The 19,048-nt window shown below is 60.9% G+C and carries 22 protein-coding genes and 3 pseudogenes; 13 read left to right on the forward strand and 12 right to left on the reverse strand.

Annotation, left to right across the window (positions count from 1 at the left end; genetic code table 11):
- Positions 1-248 (forward strand): annotated as a pseudogene (locus tag KP705_RS14285) (hypothetical protein); the annotation flags it as partial.
- 380 nt (positions 249-628) lie between these two features.
- Here KP705_RS14285 and KP705_RS14290 read toward each other — a convergent pair.
- Both KP705_RS14290 and KP705_RS14295 read right to left on the reverse strand, forming a co-directional pair.
- On the reverse strand, positions 629-1,018 hold the full coding sequence (locus KP705_RS14290; protein WP_015075054.1) for a PIN domain-containing protein: 390 nt from the start codon (positions 1,016-1,018) through the stop codon (positions 629-631).
- Positions 1,018-1,284: a hypothetical protein gene (locus KP705_RS14295; protein WP_016738498.1), complete on the reverse strand. Its 267-nt coding sequence runs from the start codon at positions 1,282-1,284 to the stop codon at positions 1,018-1,020. The genes KP705_RS14290 and KP705_RS14295 overlap by 1 nt, the downstream gene beginning before the upstream one ends.
- 208 nt (positions 1,285-1,492) lie before the next feature.
- On the opposite strand from KP705_RS14295, the gene KP705_RS14300 reads away from it, so the two are divergent.
- Positions 1,493-2,086, forward strand: coding sequence for a recombinase family protein (locus KP705_RS14300; protein ID WP_215764708.1), 594 nt, complete (start codon positions 1,493-1,495; stop codon positions 2,084-2,086).
- A 325-nt stretch (positions 2,087-2,411) separates the two neighbouring features.
- Here the strand turns inward: KP705_RS14300 and KP705_RS14305 are convergent, their stop codons facing one another.
- Complete coding sequence (locus tag KP705_RS14305; protein ID WP_064275329.1) at positions 2,412-3,014, reverse strand: TetR/AcrR family transcriptional regulator; 603 nt, start codon at positions 3,012-3,014, stop codon at positions 2,412-2,414.
- 320 nt (positions 3,015-3,334) lie between these two features.
- Between KP705_RS14305 and KP705_RS14310 the strand changes: the two genes are divergently transcribed.
- The 6 genes from KP705_RS14310 (at position 3,335) to KP705_RS14335 (ending at position 8,160) form a co-directional block, all read left to right on the forward strand.
- The gene (locus KP705_RS14310; RefSeq protein WP_064275328.1) at positions 3,335-4,021 is read left to right on the forward strand and encodes a type 1 glutamine amidotransferase domain-containing protein; all 687 of its coding nucleotides are present in this window, start codon (positions 3,335-3,337) and stop codon (positions 4,019-4,021) included.
- Positions 4,018-4,326, forward strand: a complete 309-nt coding sequence (locus KP705_RS14315) for a DUF1330 domain-containing protein (protein ID WP_064275327.1) — start codon at positions 4,018-4,020, stop codon at positions 4,324-4,326. The genes KP705_RS14310 and KP705_RS14315 overlap by 4 nt, the downstream gene beginning before the upstream one ends.
- A gap of 16 nt (positions 4,327-4,342) precedes the next feature.
- Positions 4,343-4,480 (forward strand): hypothetical protein, encoded by a 138-nt coding sequence (locus KP705_RS14320; RefSeq protein WP_157091241.1) that lies wholly within the window; start codon positions 4,343-4,345, stop codon positions 4,478-4,480.
- Positions 4,481-4,542: 62 nt separating this feature from the next.
- A complete protein-coding gene (locus KP705_RS14325; RefSeq protein ID WP_253490648.1) occupies positions 4,543-5,997 on the forward strand; it encodes an aldehyde dehydrogenase family protein in 1,455 nt (484 codons plus the stop codon).
- Between the two features lie 96 nt (positions 5,998-6,093).
- Positions 6,094-6,711, forward strand: coding sequence for an FMN-dependent NADH-azoreductase (locus KP705_RS14330; protein ID WP_064275325.1), 618 nt, complete (start codon positions 6,094-6,096; stop codon positions 6,709-6,711).
- Positions 6,712-6,756: 45 nt separating this feature from the next.
- Positions 6,757-8,160: an NAD-dependent succinate-semialdehyde dehydrogenase gene (locus KP705_RS14335; RefSeq protein ID WP_064275324.1), complete on the forward strand. Its 1,404-nt coding sequence runs from the start codon at positions 6,757-6,759 to the stop codon at positions 8,158-8,160.
- Positions 8,161-8,400: 240 nt separating this feature from the next.
- On the opposite strand, the gene KP705_RS20655 is transcribed toward KP705_RS14335, so the two are convergent.
- From KP705_RS20655 to KP705_RS14345, 3 genes and pseudogenes are all read right to left on the reverse strand, one after another.
- Positions 8,401-8,532 carry a hypothetical protein gene (locus KP705_RS20655; RefSeq protein ID WP_256445922.1) on the reverse strand — a complete coding sequence of 44 codons (132 nt, stop codon included), beginning with the start codon at positions 8,530-8,532 and terminating at the stop codon, positions 8,401-8,403.
- A gap of 90 nt (positions 8,533-8,622) precedes the next feature.
- Positions 8,623-9,810: pseudogene (locus KP705_RS14340) on the reverse strand (IS3 family transposase).
- Between the two features lie 428 nt (positions 9,811-10,238).
- Positions 10,239-10,970, reverse strand: a complete 732-nt coding sequence (locus KP705_RS14345) for an SDR family oxidoreductase (protein WP_064275322.1) — start codon at positions 10,968-10,970, stop codon at positions 10,239-10,241.
- A 72-nt stretch (positions 10,971-11,042) separates the two neighbouring features.
- Between KP705_RS14345 and KP705_RS14350 the strand changes: the two genes are divergently transcribed.
- Positions 11,043-11,696, forward strand: coding sequence for a TetR/AcrR family transcriptional regulator (locus KP705_RS14350; protein ID WP_064275345.1), 654 nt, complete (start codon positions 11,043-11,045; stop codon positions 11,694-11,696).
- A gap of 126 nt (positions 11,697-11,822) precedes the next feature.
- Here the strand turns inward: KP705_RS14350 and KP705_RS14355 are convergent, their stop codons facing one another.
- Together KP705_RS14355 and KP705_RS14360 are read right to left on the reverse strand one after the other, a co-directional pair.
- Positions 11,823-12,635, reverse strand: a complete 813-nt coding sequence (locus KP705_RS14355) for an SDR family oxidoreductase (protein ID WP_063905439.1) — start codon at positions 12,633-12,635, stop codon at positions 11,823-11,825.
- Between the two features lie 39 nt (positions 12,636-12,674).
- Positions 12,675-13,652 carry an NAD(P)-dependent oxidoreductase gene (locus KP705_RS14360; RefSeq protein ID WP_064275321.1) on the reverse strand — a complete coding sequence of 326 codons (978 nt, stop codon included), beginning with the start codon at positions 13,650-13,652 and terminating at the stop codon, positions 12,675-12,677.
- 107 nt (positions 13,653-13,759) lie between these two features.
- Between KP705_RS14360 and KP705_RS14365 the strand changes: the two genes are divergently transcribed.
- Complete coding sequence (locus KP705_RS14365; protein WP_063905441.1) at positions 13,760-14,386, forward strand: TetR/AcrR family transcriptional regulator; 627 nt, start codon at positions 13,760-13,762, stop codon at positions 14,384-14,386.
- 1 nt (position 14,387) lies between these two features.
- Complete coding sequence (locus KP705_RS14370; RefSeq protein ID WP_063905442.1) at positions 14,388-15,374, forward strand: MBL fold metallo-hydrolase; 987 nt, start codon at positions 14,388-14,390, stop codon at positions 15,372-15,374.
- Positions 15,375-15,378: 4 nt separating this feature from the next.
- On the opposite strand, the gene KP705_RS14375 is transcribed toward KP705_RS14370, so the two are convergent.
- Entirely contained in the window at positions 15,379-15,984 is a 606-nt protein-coding gene (locus KP705_RS14375; RefSeq protein WP_063905443.1) for a TetR/AcrR family transcriptional regulator, read from the reverse strand.
- 69 nt (positions 15,985-16,053) lie between these two features.
- Between KP705_RS14375 and KP705_RS14380 the strand changes: the two genes are divergently transcribed.
- Together KP705_RS14380 and KP705_RS14385 are read left to right on the forward strand one after the other, a co-directional pair.
- Complete coding sequence (locus KP705_RS14380) at positions 16,054-16,848, forward strand: inositol monophosphatase family protein (RefSeq protein ID WP_063905444.1); 795 nt, start codon at positions 16,054-16,056, stop codon at positions 16,846-16,848.
- 14 nt (positions 16,849-16,862) lie between these two features.
- On the forward strand, positions 16,863-17,498 hold the full coding sequence (locus tag KP705_RS14385) for an NADPH-dependent F420 reductase (RefSeq protein ID WP_063905445.1): 636 nt from the start codon (positions 16,863-16,865) through the stop codon (positions 17,496-17,498).
- 195 nt (positions 17,499-17,693) lie between these two features.
- Here the strand turns inward: KP705_RS14385 and KP705_RS14390 are convergent, their stop codons facing one another.
- The 3 genes and pseudogenes from KP705_RS14390 to KP705_RS14400 form a co-directional block, all read right to left on the reverse strand.
- Positions 17,694-18,083 (reverse strand): hypothetical protein, encoded by a 390-nt coding sequence (locus tag KP705_RS14390; RefSeq protein ID WP_063905446.1) that lies wholly within the window; start codon positions 18,081-18,083, stop codon positions 17,694-17,696.
- A complete protein-coding gene (locus KP705_RS14395; RefSeq protein WP_063905447.1) occupies positions 18,083-18,379 on the reverse strand; it encodes a hypothetical protein in 297 nt (98 codons plus the stop codon). Before KP705_RS14395 ends, KP705_RS14390 begins: the two co-directional genes overlap by 1 nt.
- 19 nt (positions 18,380-18,398) lie before the next feature.
- Positions 18,399-18,887 (reverse strand): annotated as a pseudogene (locus KP705_RS14400) (type IV secretory system conjugative DNA transfer family protein); the annotation flags it as partial.
- Between the last annotated feature and the right edge of the window lie 161 nt (positions 18,888-19,048).

Here is a 19,048-nt window from a genome sequence, read left to right on the forward strand (position 1 = left end):
TGGTCGGCGACGTCCAGCTTTTCGAGGGACACGCGACGAAGACCCTGACATCTCATCTGCAGGACATCGATCTGTCCGGATGGAATAATGTCGAGGACGGCCTGTGCCGCTGGACAAACGGAAGCGCGCTCTTGCCTCTTGGGTCCCGGYCGATTGGAAGTATTGCTCTCATGGCGCTTCAGGTTCACGCCTCGGGGCCATATCTRGCCTCAGACGCTGAAGCTRACCTACACGCTCTACAGGCTTGACGTGACACTAACCCAGCGTCAACAAAACGCTGGGTTAAGGTGCTCCCTGGAAAGCACTTCGGGAATTAAATAAGCGATATAAACAACACCTTAAAGGCCAGAATGGCTTGCAATTGAACGGATATAGCCATTGCGCTCATGCATGTCCCAGCACAGACAACCAACGTGGGGGCTCGAAAAGTCGTCCACCTAAGTTTCCTGCGTTTCGGTAATCCTGCTTCTAGATTGAGCCGAATTATGTCTGATATGTAGATGCCGATTTCGGAAAAATTATGTCTGTGAAGTAGGCGGAAGCGGTAGGTCCGCTTTTTCTAGCAGCTCCCCCGGGGTTTGGGTGGCTGCGGAACAGAAAACCTACACAAGATTTACAACCAGTAAGTCTATCGAATGAGAACCACTTCAACGCCGATTGCTTCAGCAATTTCAGCCCATGCCCGATCTGCCGTGACCGCAGGGAGATCCAATTTTTTAGCTAATGCCAGACAGGCGCGGTCTCCGTGGCTGAGACCGACCCGCTTGGTTGCATCGCGCATTAATCCGGCCGTCAGAGCCAGGTTGTGATCAAGAGGCCGCACGTCTAGGCGCAGAGCTGCGATAAGTTCGGATATTCCTTCGGTCGGGACGCCTTTATCAACAGCCTTAGAAACGATTTCCTGCAGGTTAACGGCGGAGATGGCTGCATCTCTCAGCCAGCGCCGAGCTTCTTCAGATCCCGTTTCTTCGTTCAGGTCCGCAAAGACAGCGGACGTGTCGATGACGCAAATCGGCATCAGCGCTGCACCTTATTGTCATGGTTATCCAGCGTATTTTCTGCGCGTCGTTCAGCAATGACTTCGTCGGCAATCGAGGTCCCGGCCGGGACATATTTTCGGAACAATGCTCTGGCTCGATCAAGCGAGGCATCGGGTGTTATCAACCGAACCTCCCCGTCCACGATCTCCGCCATGACCTGGCCGCCTTTTTCGACGCCAAGTGACTTGCGCAGACCCACCGGCAGGACAAGTCGGCCATTCGGCATAACATTGACACGAATCATATTACTGATCTCCGGCACCATAAGGTTAAGGCCTCGATCGAGGTCATATTTACAATGTAGGTCATTTTATGCGTCATTGCCATAAGTTCTTCCTGTCCGAAAAAGATCGTTTACGGACAGGGGGAAGGCGATCTGTCCGTAAATTACCTTTACAGTATTTCGAACATAGTCCATATTTCGGACATCCTATTCGGACGAAATGATCCCCATGCCACGCACCTTTGCCTATGTTCGCGTCTCTACAGTCGGTCAGACGACCGAAAACCAGATTCAGGAAATTGAAGCAGCCGGTTTTCGGGTTGAGCCGCGTCGCGTCGTTACCGAAACTATTTCCGGGAGTACCTCCATCGCGCAACGGCGTGGCTTTGCTCGCCTCATGGATCGACTGGAAGCTGGAGATGTTCTGATCGTGACCAAGCTTGATCGTCTTGGTCGCGATGCAATGGATGTCAGCACCACGGTTAAAATGCTGGGAGCCATGGGAGTGAAGGTTTACTGCCTCGCACTTGGTGGTGCTGATTTGACCAGTTCTTCCGGCACAATGACGATGCAGGTTCTGAATGCTGTCGCACAGTTTGAGCGGGATCTGCTGATCGAGCGCACGCAGTCTGGTCTCAGGCGGGCAAAGTCAGAAGGGAAGACCCTGGGGCGGCCTTCCACACTGTCAGAAGGTGAGAGGCAAAGCGTCCTCAAGGATCTGGCGGAGGGTATGAGCGTGTCTGCACTTGCCAGAAAATTCTCTACAAGTCGGCAGACCATCATGCGGGTTCGAAGTGAAAGCTTTTCCCCCGGCGCCGTCTAGCGGTAGGTCTGCTTACGCCCGCTTCTCAGACGTCTTGGCAATTTTTGCATTTTCCCGAAAGCTGACGTTGCTACACTCACGTCAATAGGCCGAAGTTTGGGACGAGCCCGTCGTTTTGCGCCAGGATATTAAACGGCATATATCGCTGAAACCGGCCATTACGGCGATACTCTTCTCATCCCATCAACCCCAAGTCATAAAAAACGAGAGCTCTCCTCTTGGTTGGATACAAATAAGGGGTGCACGTCAGTCGAGGATCTGCATAAGGGACCGCTCGCGTCTCACCGTAACAAGGTCGCTCCGCCACATCAGACTGCGATGGGGATTAGTGGTTCATCATTCCCAACATGGATCGGGTTGACAGAAGCGCGGTCTCGAACGGATCGTGAGTCCGCACGATCTTTACCATCACACTGGCCCCGAGCCACTGGTAGTACAGGCTCGCGGCCGCGTCGACTGGCGAGCCGGCGATCTTGATAGAGCCGTCGCCCAAACCCATCTCGATCATCGTCTTCAGCCGACCGATGATCCTGCTCGTGCCTGTTTTCAGTGCGAGGCGCATTGACTCGGACAGATCGGACACCTCCGCCCCGAGCTTGACCGCAAGGCAGCGGCCTTGGCAATCGAACGCCCCCTGAGACTCACGCCAATTCGCGAAATAGAGCATCACGCGCTCGCCGCCGGTGAGACCGGGCTTGGCGATGATGCCGTCGATCTCACCAAGATACTCTTCGAAATAGGCTTCCAGCATTGCCGCGCCGAAGGCATCCTTCGACGCAAAATAATGATAGAAAGAGCCCTTCGGCACGCCGGCCCCCGTCAGGATCTCCGTCAACCCGACCGACGAGAAGCCTTTGCGGCTCATCATCTGCTGGCCAGTGGCGAGGATGAGGGAACGGGTGTCTTTTTCGGTTGTATCGGTCGCCATGATCCATCACCAATAAACAATCTTAGACCAGTCGTCTATACCCTTTTGTCGGTCTCGGCCTTCCGAAGCATGTTGCTGAAAATAGCCTTCAAGACCCTCCTAATCGATGGAGGCGCATACAGGTTGGAGAGAAAAACGCATGGTGCTTCAGAAAAGCACTAGACGACCGGTCTAGTGGACGATAAGGATAGTGTCACCGGCAGCGGAATCATGAGTGCCGATCGGAGGCAAGCCAAAGGTTTCCCGTCAACATACAAGGCGACCGGTCTATTTTTTTTGCAAACTACCGCACCGATCACAGATCGAATGGAGATAACGACATGAAGATTTTGATGGTTCTCACCTCGCACGACCAGCTCGGCAACACCGGCCGCAAGACCGGCTTCTGGCTCGAGGAACTGGCAGCACCCTATTACAACTTCAAGGACGCCGGTGCCGAGATCGTCCTCGCCTCACCCATGGGCGGCCGTCCGCCGCTCGATCCCAAGAGCAACGAGCCGGCCAACCAGACCGACGCGACGCGACGCTTCGAGGCCGACGCGACCGCGATGGGCGAGCTCGCCGCCACGGTGACGCTTGCCAGCGTCGATCAGGCCGATTTCGATACGGTCTTCTACCCGGGCGGCCATGGTCCGCTGTGGGATCTGGCCGAGGACGCGACTTCGATTGCACTGATTGAAAGCTTCGTCGCCGCCAATAAGCCAGTCGCCTTCGTCTGTCATGCGCCGGGCGTGCTTCGCCACGTGAAGGCGGCCGATGGCCAGCCGCTAGTCGCGAACAAGAAGGTCACCGGCTTCGCCAACAGCGAAGAGGATGCGGTCGGCCTCACCGACATCGTGCCCTTCCTCGTCGAGGACGAACTGAAGGCGAAGGACGGCCTCTACTCGCGTGGTCCCGACTGGGCATCCTATGTCGTACAGGATGCCCTGCTCATCACCGGCCAGAACCCCGGCTCGTCGGCTGCGACCGCCCGCGCGCTGATCGACGCGCTCAAGGTCGCCGCTTGACCGCTTACGTTGTCATCGTGCGCGAGCGGACAACCGATCCCGATGCCCTGCAAAGGTATCGGGATCGGGCCCCGAAGGCGCGCGAGATCCATCCGCTGACGCCGCTCGCCTTCTACGGCCCACAGGACGTGCTGGAAGGAGAGGACGCGGAGGGCGTCGCGATCCTGAGCTTCGCATCGATGGCCGCCGCCCGCGCCTGGTACGCAAGCCCTGAATATCAGGCGGCGCTGCCGCACCGCCTCGCGGGGAGCGTCTCCAGAGTGTTTCTGGTGGCGGGGACCGACGAGACGGAGGCGGCCGCCTGAACCCTGGAGATCATCGATGCGCCGCCTGTTGCGATCTGCCGCGACCGTCATCGCCGCCCAACCCTTCTACGCAGAAGAGATGCGGGCGCTTCATCTGGCGATCGACCTGTATCGCCACAGGCTGCCGCTTCTCGATCGTCTTTTCCTGAACTGACCCCTTCACGCGCCCCGGCGACCCGGAGGTCGTCGCAACCGATGAATCCAAGGAGTTTACCCGTGGCTATCGCTCTAAAAGCCGATGGATCGGCCGATTTCTTCACCCGCCCTTATTATCTGAGCATCGCAGGCCGGAACGTCGGGGCTGCAAAGAGCTTCGATGTGATAAACCCTGCGACGGGCGATGTGCTCGCCAAGGCTCCAGCTGCCAGCGCCGAGCAGATGGAGGAGGCGATCGCTTCGGCCAAGTCCGCGTTCAAGAGCTGGTCCGCACTCAGCTATGACGAACGCCAGACCTATCTCGAAGCCTACGCCGACGCCCTTCAGGCACACCGCGACGAACTGGCCCGCCTGCTGGTGCTGGAACAGGGAAAGCCGCTCAAGACGATGGCCGAGCCCGAGGTTGATCAGTCGATCTCGTGGATCCGCCAGATCGCCGCGCGGCGCATCCCGGTCGAGATCGTCGAGGAAACCGACAGCCATTATGTCGAGCTACACCATACGCCGCTCGGCGTCATCGGCGCGATCACACCGTGGAATTTCCCGGTTCTTCTGGCGCTCTGGAAGGTCGCGCCTGCGCTGATCACCGGCAACACCATAGTGATCAAGCCGTCGCCCTTTACGCCGCTGACCTCGCTGCGTTTCGGCGAGATTGCGCAGAGCGTATTTCCGGCCGGCGTCCTTTCGGTCGTCTCGGGCGACAATGAGCTCGGGCCGCAGATGACGGCACACCCGGACATCGCCAAGATCAGCTTCACTGGCTCGACCGAGACCGGCAAGCATGTGATCCGGTCGGCAGCCGGCACGGTCAAGCGACTGACGCTGGAAATGGGCGGCAACGATGCCGCGATCGTGCTGCCGGACGCCGACTGGGAGGCGATCATCCCGCAGCTCTTCTTCGGCGCGGTCGGCAATTCGGGCCAGTGGTGCGTCGGCATCAAGCGGCTCTACGTGCACCGCTCCTTTCACGCCGATTTCGTGGAGGCTTTTGTGGCCTATGCGAAGACCCAGAAGATGGGCGATGGCCTTGATCCCGACGTGACGATCGGCCCGGTCCAGAACAAGATGCAGTTCGACAAGGTAAAGACCTTCCTCGAAGACATCCGCGTGAACGGCCAGAAGGTGGTGCTCGGGGGCACGGTCGACGAGAGCCGGCCGGGCTATTTCATTCCTGTCACCATCGTCGACAATCCGCCCGAGGATTCGAAGATCGTGCAGGAGGAGCAGTTCGCGCCGATCGTGCCGATCATCGCCTATGACGACGTCGACGACGTCATCGAGCGTGCCAATGACAGCCCCTTCGGCCTCGGCGGCTCTGTGTGGGGTCGGGACACCCGCGCAGCGGTCGCCGTCGCCAACCGCCTGGAGACCGGGATGGTGTGGGTCAATGAGATCCATACTCAGGGCGTCGACGTGCCGTTCGGCGGCCACAAGCAGTCGGGCGTCGGCACCGAACATGGGGCGGAGGGGCGTCAGCTCTTCACCAACCCCAAGACCGTGCTCGTCCATAAATAAGCCTGCCATGCTGCCTGGTTCACGCTGGGCCGCCGGTTACGCCGGCCAGGCCGTGTCTATCCGGGTGTGAAACTAACTTCGTCAGAGGACATTGCGATGCCTAAATTGTTGAACGTGACCGCCAGCCCGCGCGGCGCGCACTCCATCTCGCGCCGGCTGGGCCAGCTCTATGTCGATCGCTGGAGAGCGCTTCATCCCGGCGGGCAGGTGGTGGATCGCGATCTCGTCGGGTCCGGCATCCCCTATCTGGGCCTTGACTGGATCGCCGGGGTCTATGCGCCACCGGAGGTGCCGCGCACGCCCGACATGGACCGCGCGCTGGTGCTGTCCGCCGCGCTGATCGCGGAGATCGTGGAGGCGGACGAAATCCTCATTTCCGCGCCGATGTATAATTTCTCGGTCCCCGCCGTCGTAAAGTCTTGGATCGACTATCTGGTCCGGCCGGGGTTCACCTTCGAACTGGCGCCGGGCTGGCCAGGGCTTCTGCAGGACAAGCCGGTACGCGTACTCATCGCAACGCGCGACCATCATGTTGCAGGTGGCGAGGACGATCTGGTCACCCCGGTGATCCGGCGCGCCTTCGCATTCATGGGCGTGACCGATGTGGTGTCTCTGCTCGCGGGCGGCAGCCTGGGCGTCAATCGCGGCGAGGTCGCGATGGAGGATCATGTCGCGGGCTTCGCCAAGGCCGTTGCCGGCATGGTGCCCGCCTAGCCTCTCCTTTTTTGCTCATCAACACTCGATGTTCAGGAGATTTCCATGACGAATTCCCGGCCTCAGGCCGCTGCCGGCGCCGTATCGCGCAATCCGGCCGATGGCCTGTTTATTCAGAACTATCCGTTCGACAGTGCCGATCAGGTCGAGACGACACTCAGCGCCGGCCGTTCCGCCTTCCGGATCTGGCGGGATACCTCGATGGCGGAGCGGGTCGCGGCCTATCAACGCCTCGCCACCGTGCTGCGCGCACAGGCCGACACGCTGGCCGCGCTCATTACCGCCGAGATGGGCAAGCCGATCGGTGCTGCCCGCGCCGAGGTCGAGAAATGCGCAGCGACGATCGAATGGGTCGCGGAGAACGGCCCCGCGATCCTGGCCGATGAACCCGTCACCGTAGATGGCGATGACCGGGTCTATGTGTCCTATCTTCCGGTCGGCACGATCCTGGCCGTCATGCCGTGGAATTTCCCGCTCTGGCAGGTGGTGCGCGCTGCCGCGCCGATCATGCTGTCGGGCAACGGCTTCCTCCTCAAGCACGCGCCCAACGTGATGGGTGCAGCCTATGCTCTTCAGCGCGCTTATGAAGAAGCGGGCTTTCCGCAGGGCCTGCTCGCCAATCTGAACGCCGATAATGATACGGTGGCAGGCGTGATCGCAGATCCGCGCATCGCCGCCGTCACGCTGACCGGCAGCATGCGGGCCGGCGCGGCCGTTGCGGCGACAGCGGCACGGGCGCTCAAGAAAAGCCTTCTCGAACTGGGCGGAAGCGACGCCTTTATCGTGCTGGCGGATGCCGACATCGATCTGGCGGTAAAGGCCGCTGTCGAGGCGCGCTTCCAAAACACCGGGCAGGTCTGTCTCGCCGCCAAGCGCTTCATTCTCGAGCGTCCGATCGCCGAGGCATTTACCGAGAAATTCGTGGCGGCGGCGAAGGCACTGAAGGTCGGCGACCCCTCCGATCCGATGACGCAGGTCGGGCCGATGGCGCGCCACGATCTGCGCGACGAACTGGACAGCCAGGTCCAGCGGACGATCGCGCAGGGCGCCACTCTGCTGCTGGGCGGCAGCAAGGTCGAAGGGCCGGGTAATTTCTACGAGCCGACCGTGCTCGCGGATGTCGCGCCCGGTATGACCGCCTTTGTCGAGGAAACCTTCGGACCCGTCGCGGCCATCACGATCGCGGACAATGTGGAGCATGCGATCGAACTCGCCAACAACAGCGACTATGGCCTCGGCGGCAATCTGTGGACGAGCGACATCGGCCGCGCACAGCAGATCGCCCGGCGCATGGAAACCGGCGGGGTGTTCATCAACGGCTTCAGCACGACCAATGCCCGTATTCCGGTTGGCGGCGTCAAGCAGAGCGGCTACGGACGCGAACTGTCGCACTTCGGTCTACGCGAATTCACCAACGCGCAGACAGTCTGGATCAAGACAGTCGGCTGAACGTCAACGTCGAGCAGCCTTTACGCGCTGCTCGACGTCGCAATCCCCCGAATGCCTTGATCGAACTTTACAGTGGTGCACGCCCATGATCCGCTTCTACTACCACCGGACGCCGAACCTCGCGCTGTTCCTAAAGGGGACCGACAACATGAGCCACGACAACGCGATGGCCACTTTACCAATCTTACAGTCTGATAGCCGACATTCCGCATCCCCCCCTAAGCTGCCTTTCTGATCTTCTCAAACCAGCCCATAGCGGTGGAGCAGGCCACCAATTTCCGTTCCATCCGTGAAGCTCTTAACCATCCCCGCCATGGGCACCTTTTCCCCATCCTGCAGTCCCGCTGCTGCCTGTAGCGGCAAGCCGAACATCAAAGATGCCTCCCGATACAGAGGTGGTCCAGAGGTGGTCCCGTCCGTTCGGACAGTTTTTGGGTTTGAATAAGCTATACCCGGTTGTCGTTATGCCGCCCTTCTGACGGCGTTGCTGTTGGCCCTCTGGTCCGGGGTTAACCCCGGACCAGAGGGCCTCGGCACGTCATGATACGCCTCATCGGGCGTACGTCCAGCCAGCGCCGTATGCGGACGCTTCCCGTTATAATGGGCGATCCATCCGGCAAGCCCGGCCCGTAGCTCTGATCCGGTCTCGAACGCATGCAGGTAGACGCATTCATATTTCAATGATCGCCACAAACGTTCGATGAACACGTTATCCAGCCAGCGACCGCGCCCATCCATGCTGATGCGAACCTGGCGTCGTTCCAGAACCTCGGTGAACCGGGGCGTCGTGAATTGTGAACCCTGGTCCGTGTTGAAAATCTCTGGGGAGCCGTAGCGCACCAGCGCATCCCGGAGTGCCTCGACGCAGAACTCCGCATCCATTGTGTTCGACAGACGCCAGGACAGCACCTTGCGCGTGTGCCAATCCATCCACCGCCACCAGATAGAGAAAGCCCTTGTGCATCGGGATATAAGTGATGTCGGAACACCAGACCTGGTCAGGCCGATTGATGACCAGATCCCGCAGCAGATATGGATATTTCCGATGCTCCGGATGGGGCACGGTCGTGCGCGGCTTCTGGTAGATCGCCCGCAGGCCCATGATCGCCATGAGCCGCCGGACCCTCTTGCGGCCCACTTCATGTCCCAGGCGGCGCAGATGCCATGTCATCTGCCGTGAGCCATAATACGGCGTTTCCAGGAACTGGGCGTCGATCAGCCGCATCAGCTCCAGATTGGCCTCGCTCTGTGGCACAGGCCGATAGTAGACGCCCGACTGGTTGAGTTGCAGCAGCGTGCATTGCCGGATTATCGGCAGACGCGCTCGCTTCGGGTCAATCATCTGCCGCCTCTGATCACGCCCAACCGAGCAGAGGCATCGCGCAAAAAATCACGTTCCACCAGCAATTGGCCGATCTTCGCATGCAGCTTCTCCACATCGGCCGGGCTGGCTGTCGCTTCCGGTGCTGCCTTGCCAGAAAAGAGGCTCGCCATGCCCTCGATCGCCTGGCGCTTCCATTGGGCGATCATCGTCTGATGCACGCCGTGCTTCGACGCCAGTTCCGCCAGCGTCTGCTCACCACGGATCGCCTCCAGCGCAACACGAGACTTGAACTCACCCGAATACCGTTTCCGCGTAACCTTACCCATAAACCCGTCCTCTCTCAGATCGGATTATAGCTTATCGTCCTGTCCGAAAAATGGGGGCCACCTCTAAGTACGGAAATCTTGAGGCCATCGAAAAAGGCCACATCGTCGCAGGCTCACCTTCTCATGATGCCGATCGCTAAACTGAACGGTGGTGTTCGACCACTTCCAGAAGTCGCCGGCCAGCGCGTCAATGGCCGCTCCTTCCTAAACCCGCCATTCCCGTCCCGTTGAGCGGTCTGGCAGCAGTGCATTCAAATTAAGTGGTTTAGGGCGGTGCGCCACGATCCTAAAACGCGCCATTTATTGATCTGCTTGTGGCGAACGTGGTAGTCAGGCTTGGCCGTAGGGCGCGAGGGAAGGTTGGTGACCGTATGCCTTGGCGGGTAGCCCGAGCGACCCGCCAAGTCCTGGGTAAGGCGAGGGCCGGTTTACCAGGGAGTCTCGCCGGCCGCTTCGACGAACCTCCCGGACACCGCATTCTCACCGAGCAGCGCATATTCGACCGGTAGCTTGGCGCCTTCCTCCGGCGTCATAAAGCCGGTGAAGCCGGTAAGGTCCGTCTTCACATAGCCTGGGCTGACCGAGTTCACGACGATCCGCGTGTCGAGCAGCTCTTGCGCAAGTTGTACCGTCAGCATGTTTACTGCCGCCTTGGAGGCATTGTACCCGATCAGGCGTGCCGAATAATAGGGTGATGTCGGATCGCCGTTGACCCATAGCGACCCTAGCGAACTAGAGAGATTGACGATCCTTGCGGCCGGCGCTGCGCGCAAAAGCGGAAGCATGGCCTGCGTCAGGGCCAGGGTGCCAACAAAGTTCGTATCCATGATCCGCCGGGCCGCATCGGCAGATGATGCGGTCGGTGGACCGTCCTGAGCATCGACGATTCCGGCGTTGTTGACAAGGATGTCGAGCCTGCCGTGTTCCGCACGGATCGTCTCGGCCGCCGCCGCGATGGTTGCGTGGTCGATGAGGTCGATCGGGACGAATTGCCCCCGCAATCCCTGCGAGGCGAGATCCGCGACCGCCGCCTCGCCGCGTGCCGGATCACGGGCGCCGATGATGACGAAGACGCCGGCCTGTGCCAGCTGGCGGGCGATTTCCAGCCCGATGCCCTTGTTGGCGCCGCTGACGAGCGCGATGCGGTTGGTGTCGGCCATAATTGATCCTAAAATGCTGCAGTGTTCCGAGATGCCTATATATGAACGATGCTTCAGTTTGAGGATTCGCTTATGGTCTCGCGCCCACCCATCGAGCTAACGCCCCGGAAAAGGCCGCGCCAAGCACGCGCAGCGGTGACATTGGACGCCATCTTCGAGGCGACCATTCAGGTTTTGGTGGCCGATGGACCCTATCGCCTTACGACGACGCGGGTGGCGAAGCGGGCCGGGGTTTCCGTCGGCACGATGTACCAATATTTCCCGCACAAGCATTCGTTGTTCTACGCCGTGAACGAGCGTTATCTGGATGTTTTGGCTGAAAAATTGGAAAGCTTTTGCCAGGCGCATCGGGGCGCATCGATCGAGCAGATGGTCGCCGGGCTGGTGAAGACCTATTGGAGCGCCAAAGCCGAGCGACCCGAGGTGACCCGTGCCTTGTACCGGTCTGTCGCCGAGCTGGACAACGAGGTGTTGATCGAGGCCTTTGGTCGTCGCGCCGACGCGGCCACTGCGGCGATGTTCGGCAGCGCTACCGATGCCGATTTTGCCGATCTCCCGACGGTGATCCTCACCCTTCTTTCCAGCATTTTCGGCACGGTCCGCAACGTGTTCGAGCGCGATCTTGAAGCTGCTCAAGTCGCCACATTACTGCGGCAGCTGAGATTGATGTGCATCGCTTATCTCAACGCGGTCAAAATGCCGTCGCTAAAAGGCGATGCTGAGTGAGCGAGGGCGAGTGACGAACCGCAGCAATGAAGGGGCATCGCTTCGAATACGGTCAGACTGGAATCGGTCACTCACTCTGCCCTCCCAAAAACCGTATGCTCTCCGACGCCAATTATAGCAGCGCGTTCAACCTCCCACTTTGTATCGTGAAGCTGTCGCTCCGCTCTGCGCCATGCCCAACATTGCGAAGCGCGCAGAGTCATAATCGGCAAGCAGGGGCGCCAGATCTTCCACTGATGGCAGCGTGATCGTTTCGCCGATGTCGAGACCGGCAAGAGCGGCGTCCACGCAATCGGCGACCGACATCACCGTGTCGGGATCAAGGGAGGCGAGTGGCAGGCCGGCATTGTCCCAGCCCTCCGTTGCGACAGGCGCGGGCAGCACAGTTTGCACCCGGATGTCCGTATTGGCCAGTTCGCCCGACAACCCACGCGTGAAGCTGAGGATGAAAGCTTTGGTGCCGCTGTAGAGAGCAGTCACGGGCAATTCACCGAGCGCGGCGACGGATGCGATGTTGACGATCGTGCCGCTGTTACGGGCGGTAAACCCGGGGAGCACAGCCAGCGTCAGGCGGACAAGGGCCGTGACGTTGACGTCGATCATCGCCTGAGCCGCCCCGTCGCCGATTTTGATGACAGGCGCAAAGGTGGCCGTGCCGGCATTGTTCACAAGCATGGTGATCCGGGGATCGCCGCCGATCTTGTCCACCACGCGCGTTAGGTCAAACGGGTCGGCGAGGTCAGCCGCCAAAGTCTCGACGGTGACGCCATGCGCGTCCCGGATCGCCTGGGCCACGCTTTCGAGTTGTTCCGCGCGACGGGCAACGAGAAGGAGGTCGTGGCCGCGACGTGCGAGACGGTCGGCATAGGTCGCCCCAATGCCGGCGGATGCACCGGTCACGACGGACGTGCCAAGTCCGCTATTGAATGAGCTTGTCATGATCGTCTGTTCCGATATCTGGCGTTTGGAAGAGTGGGTTCAGGCAGCGGCGCGCATCGCGGCCAAGCCCTGCGCCCAGTTCGTGACGGGGGCGTAGCCTAGCTCCTCACGCGCGCGGCGATCCGATATGGTGAAGTCATAGCCTACCATCCGCAGCATCTGTCGGGTCAACGGCGGCTCGCCCGAACGCCCGAACGTGCGCCAAACGAATTCCATCGCCCGCGCCATGAACCATGCAATTCCCAATGGCGCATTGCGGGCCTTGATCTCTACGTCCTTGGTCCCGACCAGCGCGGTCATCACCGCGTGCATCGACTGACTCTGTCCGTCGGTTACGAAATAAGCTCGGCCGCCCGGTGATCTCTCAGCGGCTAGGATGGCGCAGGCGCAGACATTGTCGACGTGTGCGGTCGACATGATCTGGTTGCCGCCTGCGGGCCATGCAAAACTGCCTGCCATCACATGCTCGACCATGTTGTCGAGCATGGGCATGCCCGCTCCCCAGATGAGAGGCGGCAGGATTACGGCGGTGCGCAAACCCCCGGGCCTGTTTGCGTCGAGAACCAGCTTCTGCGCGCGTGCTTTGGACGCGAGATACGGAGCCCAGGAGGGATAGGCGAGCGGCGTGTCCTCGGTGATGTCCGTCATCGGCTTGCCATTGCCCATCACGACGCCGGCGGCACTGATGTAGACGAAGCTGGAGACCCGCTCCGCCTGAGCCGCTGCCAGCATGTTGCGGGTGCCCTCGACATTCGCGCTCTCGAAGTCCTCCGCCGGTGCCCACATGGTGAACAGCGCGGCCGCGTGAAACACGGTATCTGCGCCTGCCATCCCCTTTCGGAGCGCAGCCGGATTGCCCAGCTCGCCCGCAAAAGGCTCCGCGCCGATCGCGCTCAGCTTTGCGGCATCACTAGGGTTGCGGTGCAGGGCGCGGACAGTCCAGCCCTGCTGAACAAGCCGTTCCACCAAATTACGACCGAGCAGCCCTGTGGCGCCGGTTACGAATGCAGTTGCCATATGCGGCCTCCTTATGAATGGAGCCTCATGTGGCATCAAATGTTTCAACTTACAATATCTATGCGATGTAACTTGTAGATCGTTATGGTGCAGTCTATGGAAGCGGCATGCGAGAAACACCTCTTCAGCCGCTGACGGCAGCCAACATCCTCGAGAGTGCGAAGGCGCAAATCCGTCGGTTCGGCGAGGCCAAGACGAATGTTACTGACGTGGCGCGTGACTTGGGTGTGAGCCATGCCGCACTTTACCGCTTCTATCGCTCCAAGAGCGCCATGATGGATGCGATCGTCCAGGAGGCGATGGACGACGAAGCTCAGTTGGCAGCGCAGTATATCGAAACCGATGGCCCGGCCGCCGAGCGACTGACGGCGATGATTCTCGACCTGCACCGACGCAAGCGTGATCGTTTTGTCGGCGACCGCGAAATACACGATCTGTATCGACGCATCGTCGTAGATCGACCCGACATGATCAACACTTATGCCGCACGGATCACCAATCTCGTCGCGAAGTTGATCGAAAAGGCGGTACGGCGGGGCGAGTGGGATATCGACGACATCGATGTCGCAGCGGGCGTCGTTCGCGACGCGGTGACGGTCTATGTGCATCCTGCCTTTGTGGCGCAACTCGTCACGGCAAACGCCCCGGTCGAAGCCATGTTGCACGCGACCGTCACCACACTTGCCCGCGCATTCGAGAGCGGCGTGCACTATGGAAGCATGAAAGGGGTCTGAGATGCCGCGCCAAAACCCTTGGTATCGGGGCCCTGTCAGCGACCATTTCGATGGAGCGCGCTTCTTCAATCCCGGTGAACCCGACACGGACCGGGGGCTGAGCGACATCGTGCGCTGGCGGCGTTCTGCCCCCAACAATCCATGGCCGAAGCATGTCGAGATCGCCCCGGTCGTGCCCGAACCGCACGTTGAAGGCTTGACCGTCACAATGGTCGGCCACGCGACCGTCCTTATCCAGATTGCGGGCATCAACCTATTGACCGACCCCTTATGGTCGCACCGGGCAAGCCCCGTTCGGTTTGCAGGCCCCAAGCGGGTCATGCAGCCGGGCATCCGACTAGACGACCTACCACCAATCAATGCCATTTTGTTGTCCCACAACCATTATGACCATCTCGACATCGCCGCGTTGCGTGACATCCATGCCCGTCAATCGCCACTGATCGTGACGCCGCTCGGGAATGACGCAATTATCCGGCGACATATTTCCACGGCACGGGTCGAAACAGGCGATTGGGGCGATATGGTCGCCATTGGTCAGCAGGCAGAGATCCACATCGTCCCGGCCCTTCACTGGTCCTCTCGGGGACCGGCCGACCGCCGCATGGCGCTCTGGGGTGGCTTCATGATTCGGGCGGGCGGAAAGCTGATCTATTTCGCCGGCGACACGGGATATGGCACCGGCACAATTTTCCGCGCGCTGCGACAAAAGTTCGGGCCGCCCGACCTCGCCATTCTGCCAATCGGCGCTTATGATCCCCGCTGGTTCATGGCTGCCCAGCATGTCGACCCAGAGGAGGCGATCCAGATCATGCGCGATCTGGACGCGCGCATGGCAATCGGCATGCATTGGGGCGTGTTCAAGTTGACCGACGAGGCGCGTGACGATCCTGCCGAACGATTGGCGGTTGGGCTCGCGGCGGATGGAATTGCACCCGAACGCTTCCGGGCCATGTTGCCCGGGGATGTCGTGCGCGTTCCGGGTTGAGCGTTCATCGCCCGGCCGTCGCGACCGCCATCATGGCAAACTCGATCCTGCGCGCCAGCGGCGCGATGTCCGTCTCGCCGCGATGCCCGGCCGCATCGGTCAATGATCTGGCGACGGCCATGAGATCGTCCAGCAATGCTGTGTCGGCATCGATCCCGTGGCCCAGCATCACGGCAGATAACAGCGCCATGATGCGCGCGCGCGCCGGGGCGAGGTCGTCCGGTGCCGCAACCTGCTCCTCCTGCTCGTCAAGGCGCCGCGCGAGAGCTGGCCGTCGCATCTGATAGGTGGCAGCGGCGAACGCGAAGTCAGCCAGCGCACCGGGCGCCATGGGTGCTGCGAAAACGGGGCCGAGATCATCCTCCAGCGATCGCAGTTCACGGCGGATCAGCGCGCGGGTGATCGCGTCCTTGTTCGGGAAATATTGGTACAGCGAGCCAATGCTGACCCCGGCCGTTCTGGCGATGGCGTTGGTGGTGTAGCCGGGCGCGCCCTTTCCCTCCAGAATGCGAGCAGCCGCCTCCACCACGGCATCCACCGTCGCCTCCGACCGGCGCTGACGCGCGGCTTTTCGGGGATTCGTGCTGGTGATGTCGTGCGATGTCGTCATGATGGAAGGCGAGTAGCGGTAATGAGGCCGAGATCATAGCTTATGTCCATCATCAAGTGAGACGAAAGCGTGACCGACAATTCAGAAAATGCGCTGCTGGAGATCGCGGTTGGCGCTGTGAAAGCAGCCGGGGATATCCTGCTCGACCGCTTCCGGATTCAGCCCCCGCCGACCGATCTGGCGACATTGCTGCAAGGCATCGCCGATAATGACAAGGCCGTGACCGCTGACCTGCGACAGATTCTGCTAGCAGCCCGGCCCGGCTCGCACTGGCTGGAGGACGAAGACGGCGAGGGTCCGCTGCCCGCCGGTGAATGGTGGGCGGTGGATCCGGTCGAAGGCAACGTCAATCATCTGCACGGCCGCGACGGCTGGGGCGTGACCGCGACGCTGGTACGAGATGGAGAGCCGTGGCTGACCGTCATCCATGAGCCGCTCAAGGGCGAAACCTATACCGCGATAGCCGGTTGCGGCGCTTTTGTGAACGGCAAGCCGTTGCACGTCTCCGGCAAGCGGGGGCTGGACGCGGCCATCGTTGCTACCGGTCAGGCGCGACCAGGCGAGACGGCGGCGATCAAAAAGCGCATGGCCCAATCTACAGCAGTGATGCTCGACGCAGCGTTGCTGGTCAGGGCCTCAGTTCCGACAGGGCTAGAACTGGTCGATGTGGCAGCGGGACAGCTCGATCTCTTCTGGCAATATGGCCATGTAGCCGCAGGTCTGATTGGCGGCGCGCTTCTGATCCGCGAGGCGGGCGGGGTCGCGATCAACCTTGCGGGCGAACGCTGGACCTCGGCGGCATCCGGCTTCGTCGCCGGTCCAGCAGAACTTGCCAATCTATCGATATCCATCCTCCCCCTCTAAAAGTTGAGTATCCTATGTCTGATATTGCCATTCTGGGTTCGGGCCGGGTTGCCGGGGCGCTTGCCACGGCGTTGGTTCGCGGCGGCCATCGCGTCACCATCGGCTCGCGCGACCTCGCAGCGACGAAGGCTCGCTGGCAAGGCCCCGCCGTCACTCTGGCCGATACGGCGCAAGCGATCGCCGCTGCCAACATGATCTTCAATGCCACGCCGGGCGACAGCAGCGTCGAGCGGCTCGCGGCACTAGCCGGTCCGCTGTCAGGCAAGATTCTGATCGATGTCGCCAACGCGACCTCCCGAGACGCTAATGGGCGACCGGCGGGCCTGCTCTACCCTTCCGACAGTCTCGCCGAGCGGCTGCAAGCCGCGCTTCCGGCCACGCGCGTCGTCAAGACGCTCAACACCATGCTATTTTCTGTGATGGCCGACCCTGCCGTCGTCAAGGGCGGCACCGCCTTCATCTCTGGCGAAGACGATGATTCCCGGAAACTGGTGGCCACCTTGCTTCTCGACATGGGCTGGTCTCCGAAAAGCATCGTCGATCTGGGAAGCATCGCCAGTGCACGCGGTCCTGAAGCCATGATGCTGATAGTGGGTGATATCGTCCGGGTCCGAGGTTTCGCGCCATTCGCCATCTCCATCGCGACCTGATCGAAGGGCGTGGCCTCGGACCTGTCGCCCATTGGCCGAGTGCAGCCACGGTTGCGAGGCCGATGAGGCAAAGGTTGAGTGTCGGGTTTTAGCGAGAAACCTGCCCTTGAGCACCTCGCGAGGGAATGACTGGTATGTCCCATAGTTTGCCCTCCGCCTCGGTGCGTCGCTACAGGGGCGCGACGGTGCCGGGCATTATCGATCTAGATCCCGTGCCGTTTTCTCCGCCGCCGCGCGATTCTGGTCGCGCGTCTCATCCCGGCGCTGCTCGACCTCGCGCACGCGGGGGGCTCGCACTTCGCCACCGCGCTCTAGGGTCTGTGCAACCGCTTCTCGAGCCGCAACTTTCATACGGGCCGCCTCCGGGGTCGCGCGCCCATATTTCTTGTCGATCGCGGCTTCCATGGCGGCGACCTGTTTGGCGCCAGGGTTTGTGCTCTTATCCTGTAAACGCTCCGCCTGCGTCATCTGCCTGAAATCGGCCGCAACCTGGCGTTCGCGATCCTGGCGTGCCAGATCGCGTGTTCCGTTCGATCGCTCACCAGGCTTGCTTCCTGCAGCCTGCTCGGTTCTGTCGTCAGCCATTATCCCTTAGCTCCATTCAAAAAGGCCAAAGCCTCGCTGTCGTCTCCGCTGTTTGCGACCTCGATGGCCGTAGATGCGCTTCCCGGGCTTGCAGCGGCATTCCCTGCCGTCTCAGAAGGCGGTCCGTCCCGAGCCGCCAATTCGTCAAAGTCCATGCCGGCGAAGTCGGGCGACAAGCCCAGGGCGGCAAAGAATGCCGCCGCCTTGTGAGGATCTCCGTCGGCGGGCAGCTCATCAAACGGGAAGCCCACCAATCGTGCGAAATCGATGCCGCTTTCCGCCTCAGCATCGGACATTTCAGGAGACTCGATGCTTTCAATAATCGCCAGCGAGCGCCTGGCGATCGAAGGATCTAGCGGCCGCGATCGGCGGCGGGACGACGCTCGACGCCTTCGCCATCCACTTATCCTTGTAATAGCGGATTTTCCCGCCTTTCAGCGGGGGGATACCGGCGCGCAGAACGATCACGTCGTCTTGCGAGAGCAACAGCAGCTCTTGCGGCAGCATGAGAGGACGGCGCTGATCGGAGGTTGATACCGACCCCTCAAAGGCATCCCACACGCGCTTAGAGCGCGATTTCGCCTCATAGGTGTAGTTGCCGAGGCGTTCGGACAACTCTTTCGCAACGTCGACGTGCTTGGGCGTAAAGACCAGCTCAACGCCGCAGTTCTGGACAATCTCGCTAGTGACGTCAGGGCCGTACACATCGCGCAATTGCGCGCGGGCCTGAATGACTGGCAGCAAACGAATGCCGTAACCGGCAACGTAGCTGAAGCCCGAGGCGATCACGCTGGCGCGGCCGAGGCGCGCGAACTCGGGGTCACGACACGAAAGTGTATTTTACGTACGCTTAGGGTGAACACCTACAGAACCGCCAGCATTGGGGTTCAAGCGACAAGCAGGGATGCAGGCACCCGAAGCGGACGTAACGCGCCCGCTTCGGGCTGCTCATCGACATTCCAGCG

Origin of the sequence: Gluconobacter sp. P1D12_c (assembly GCF_018812105.1) — a bacterium.
Classification (GTDB): Bacteria; Pseudomonadota; Alphaproteobacteria; order Acetobacterales; family Acetobacteraceae; genus Gluconobacter; species Gluconobacter oxydans_A.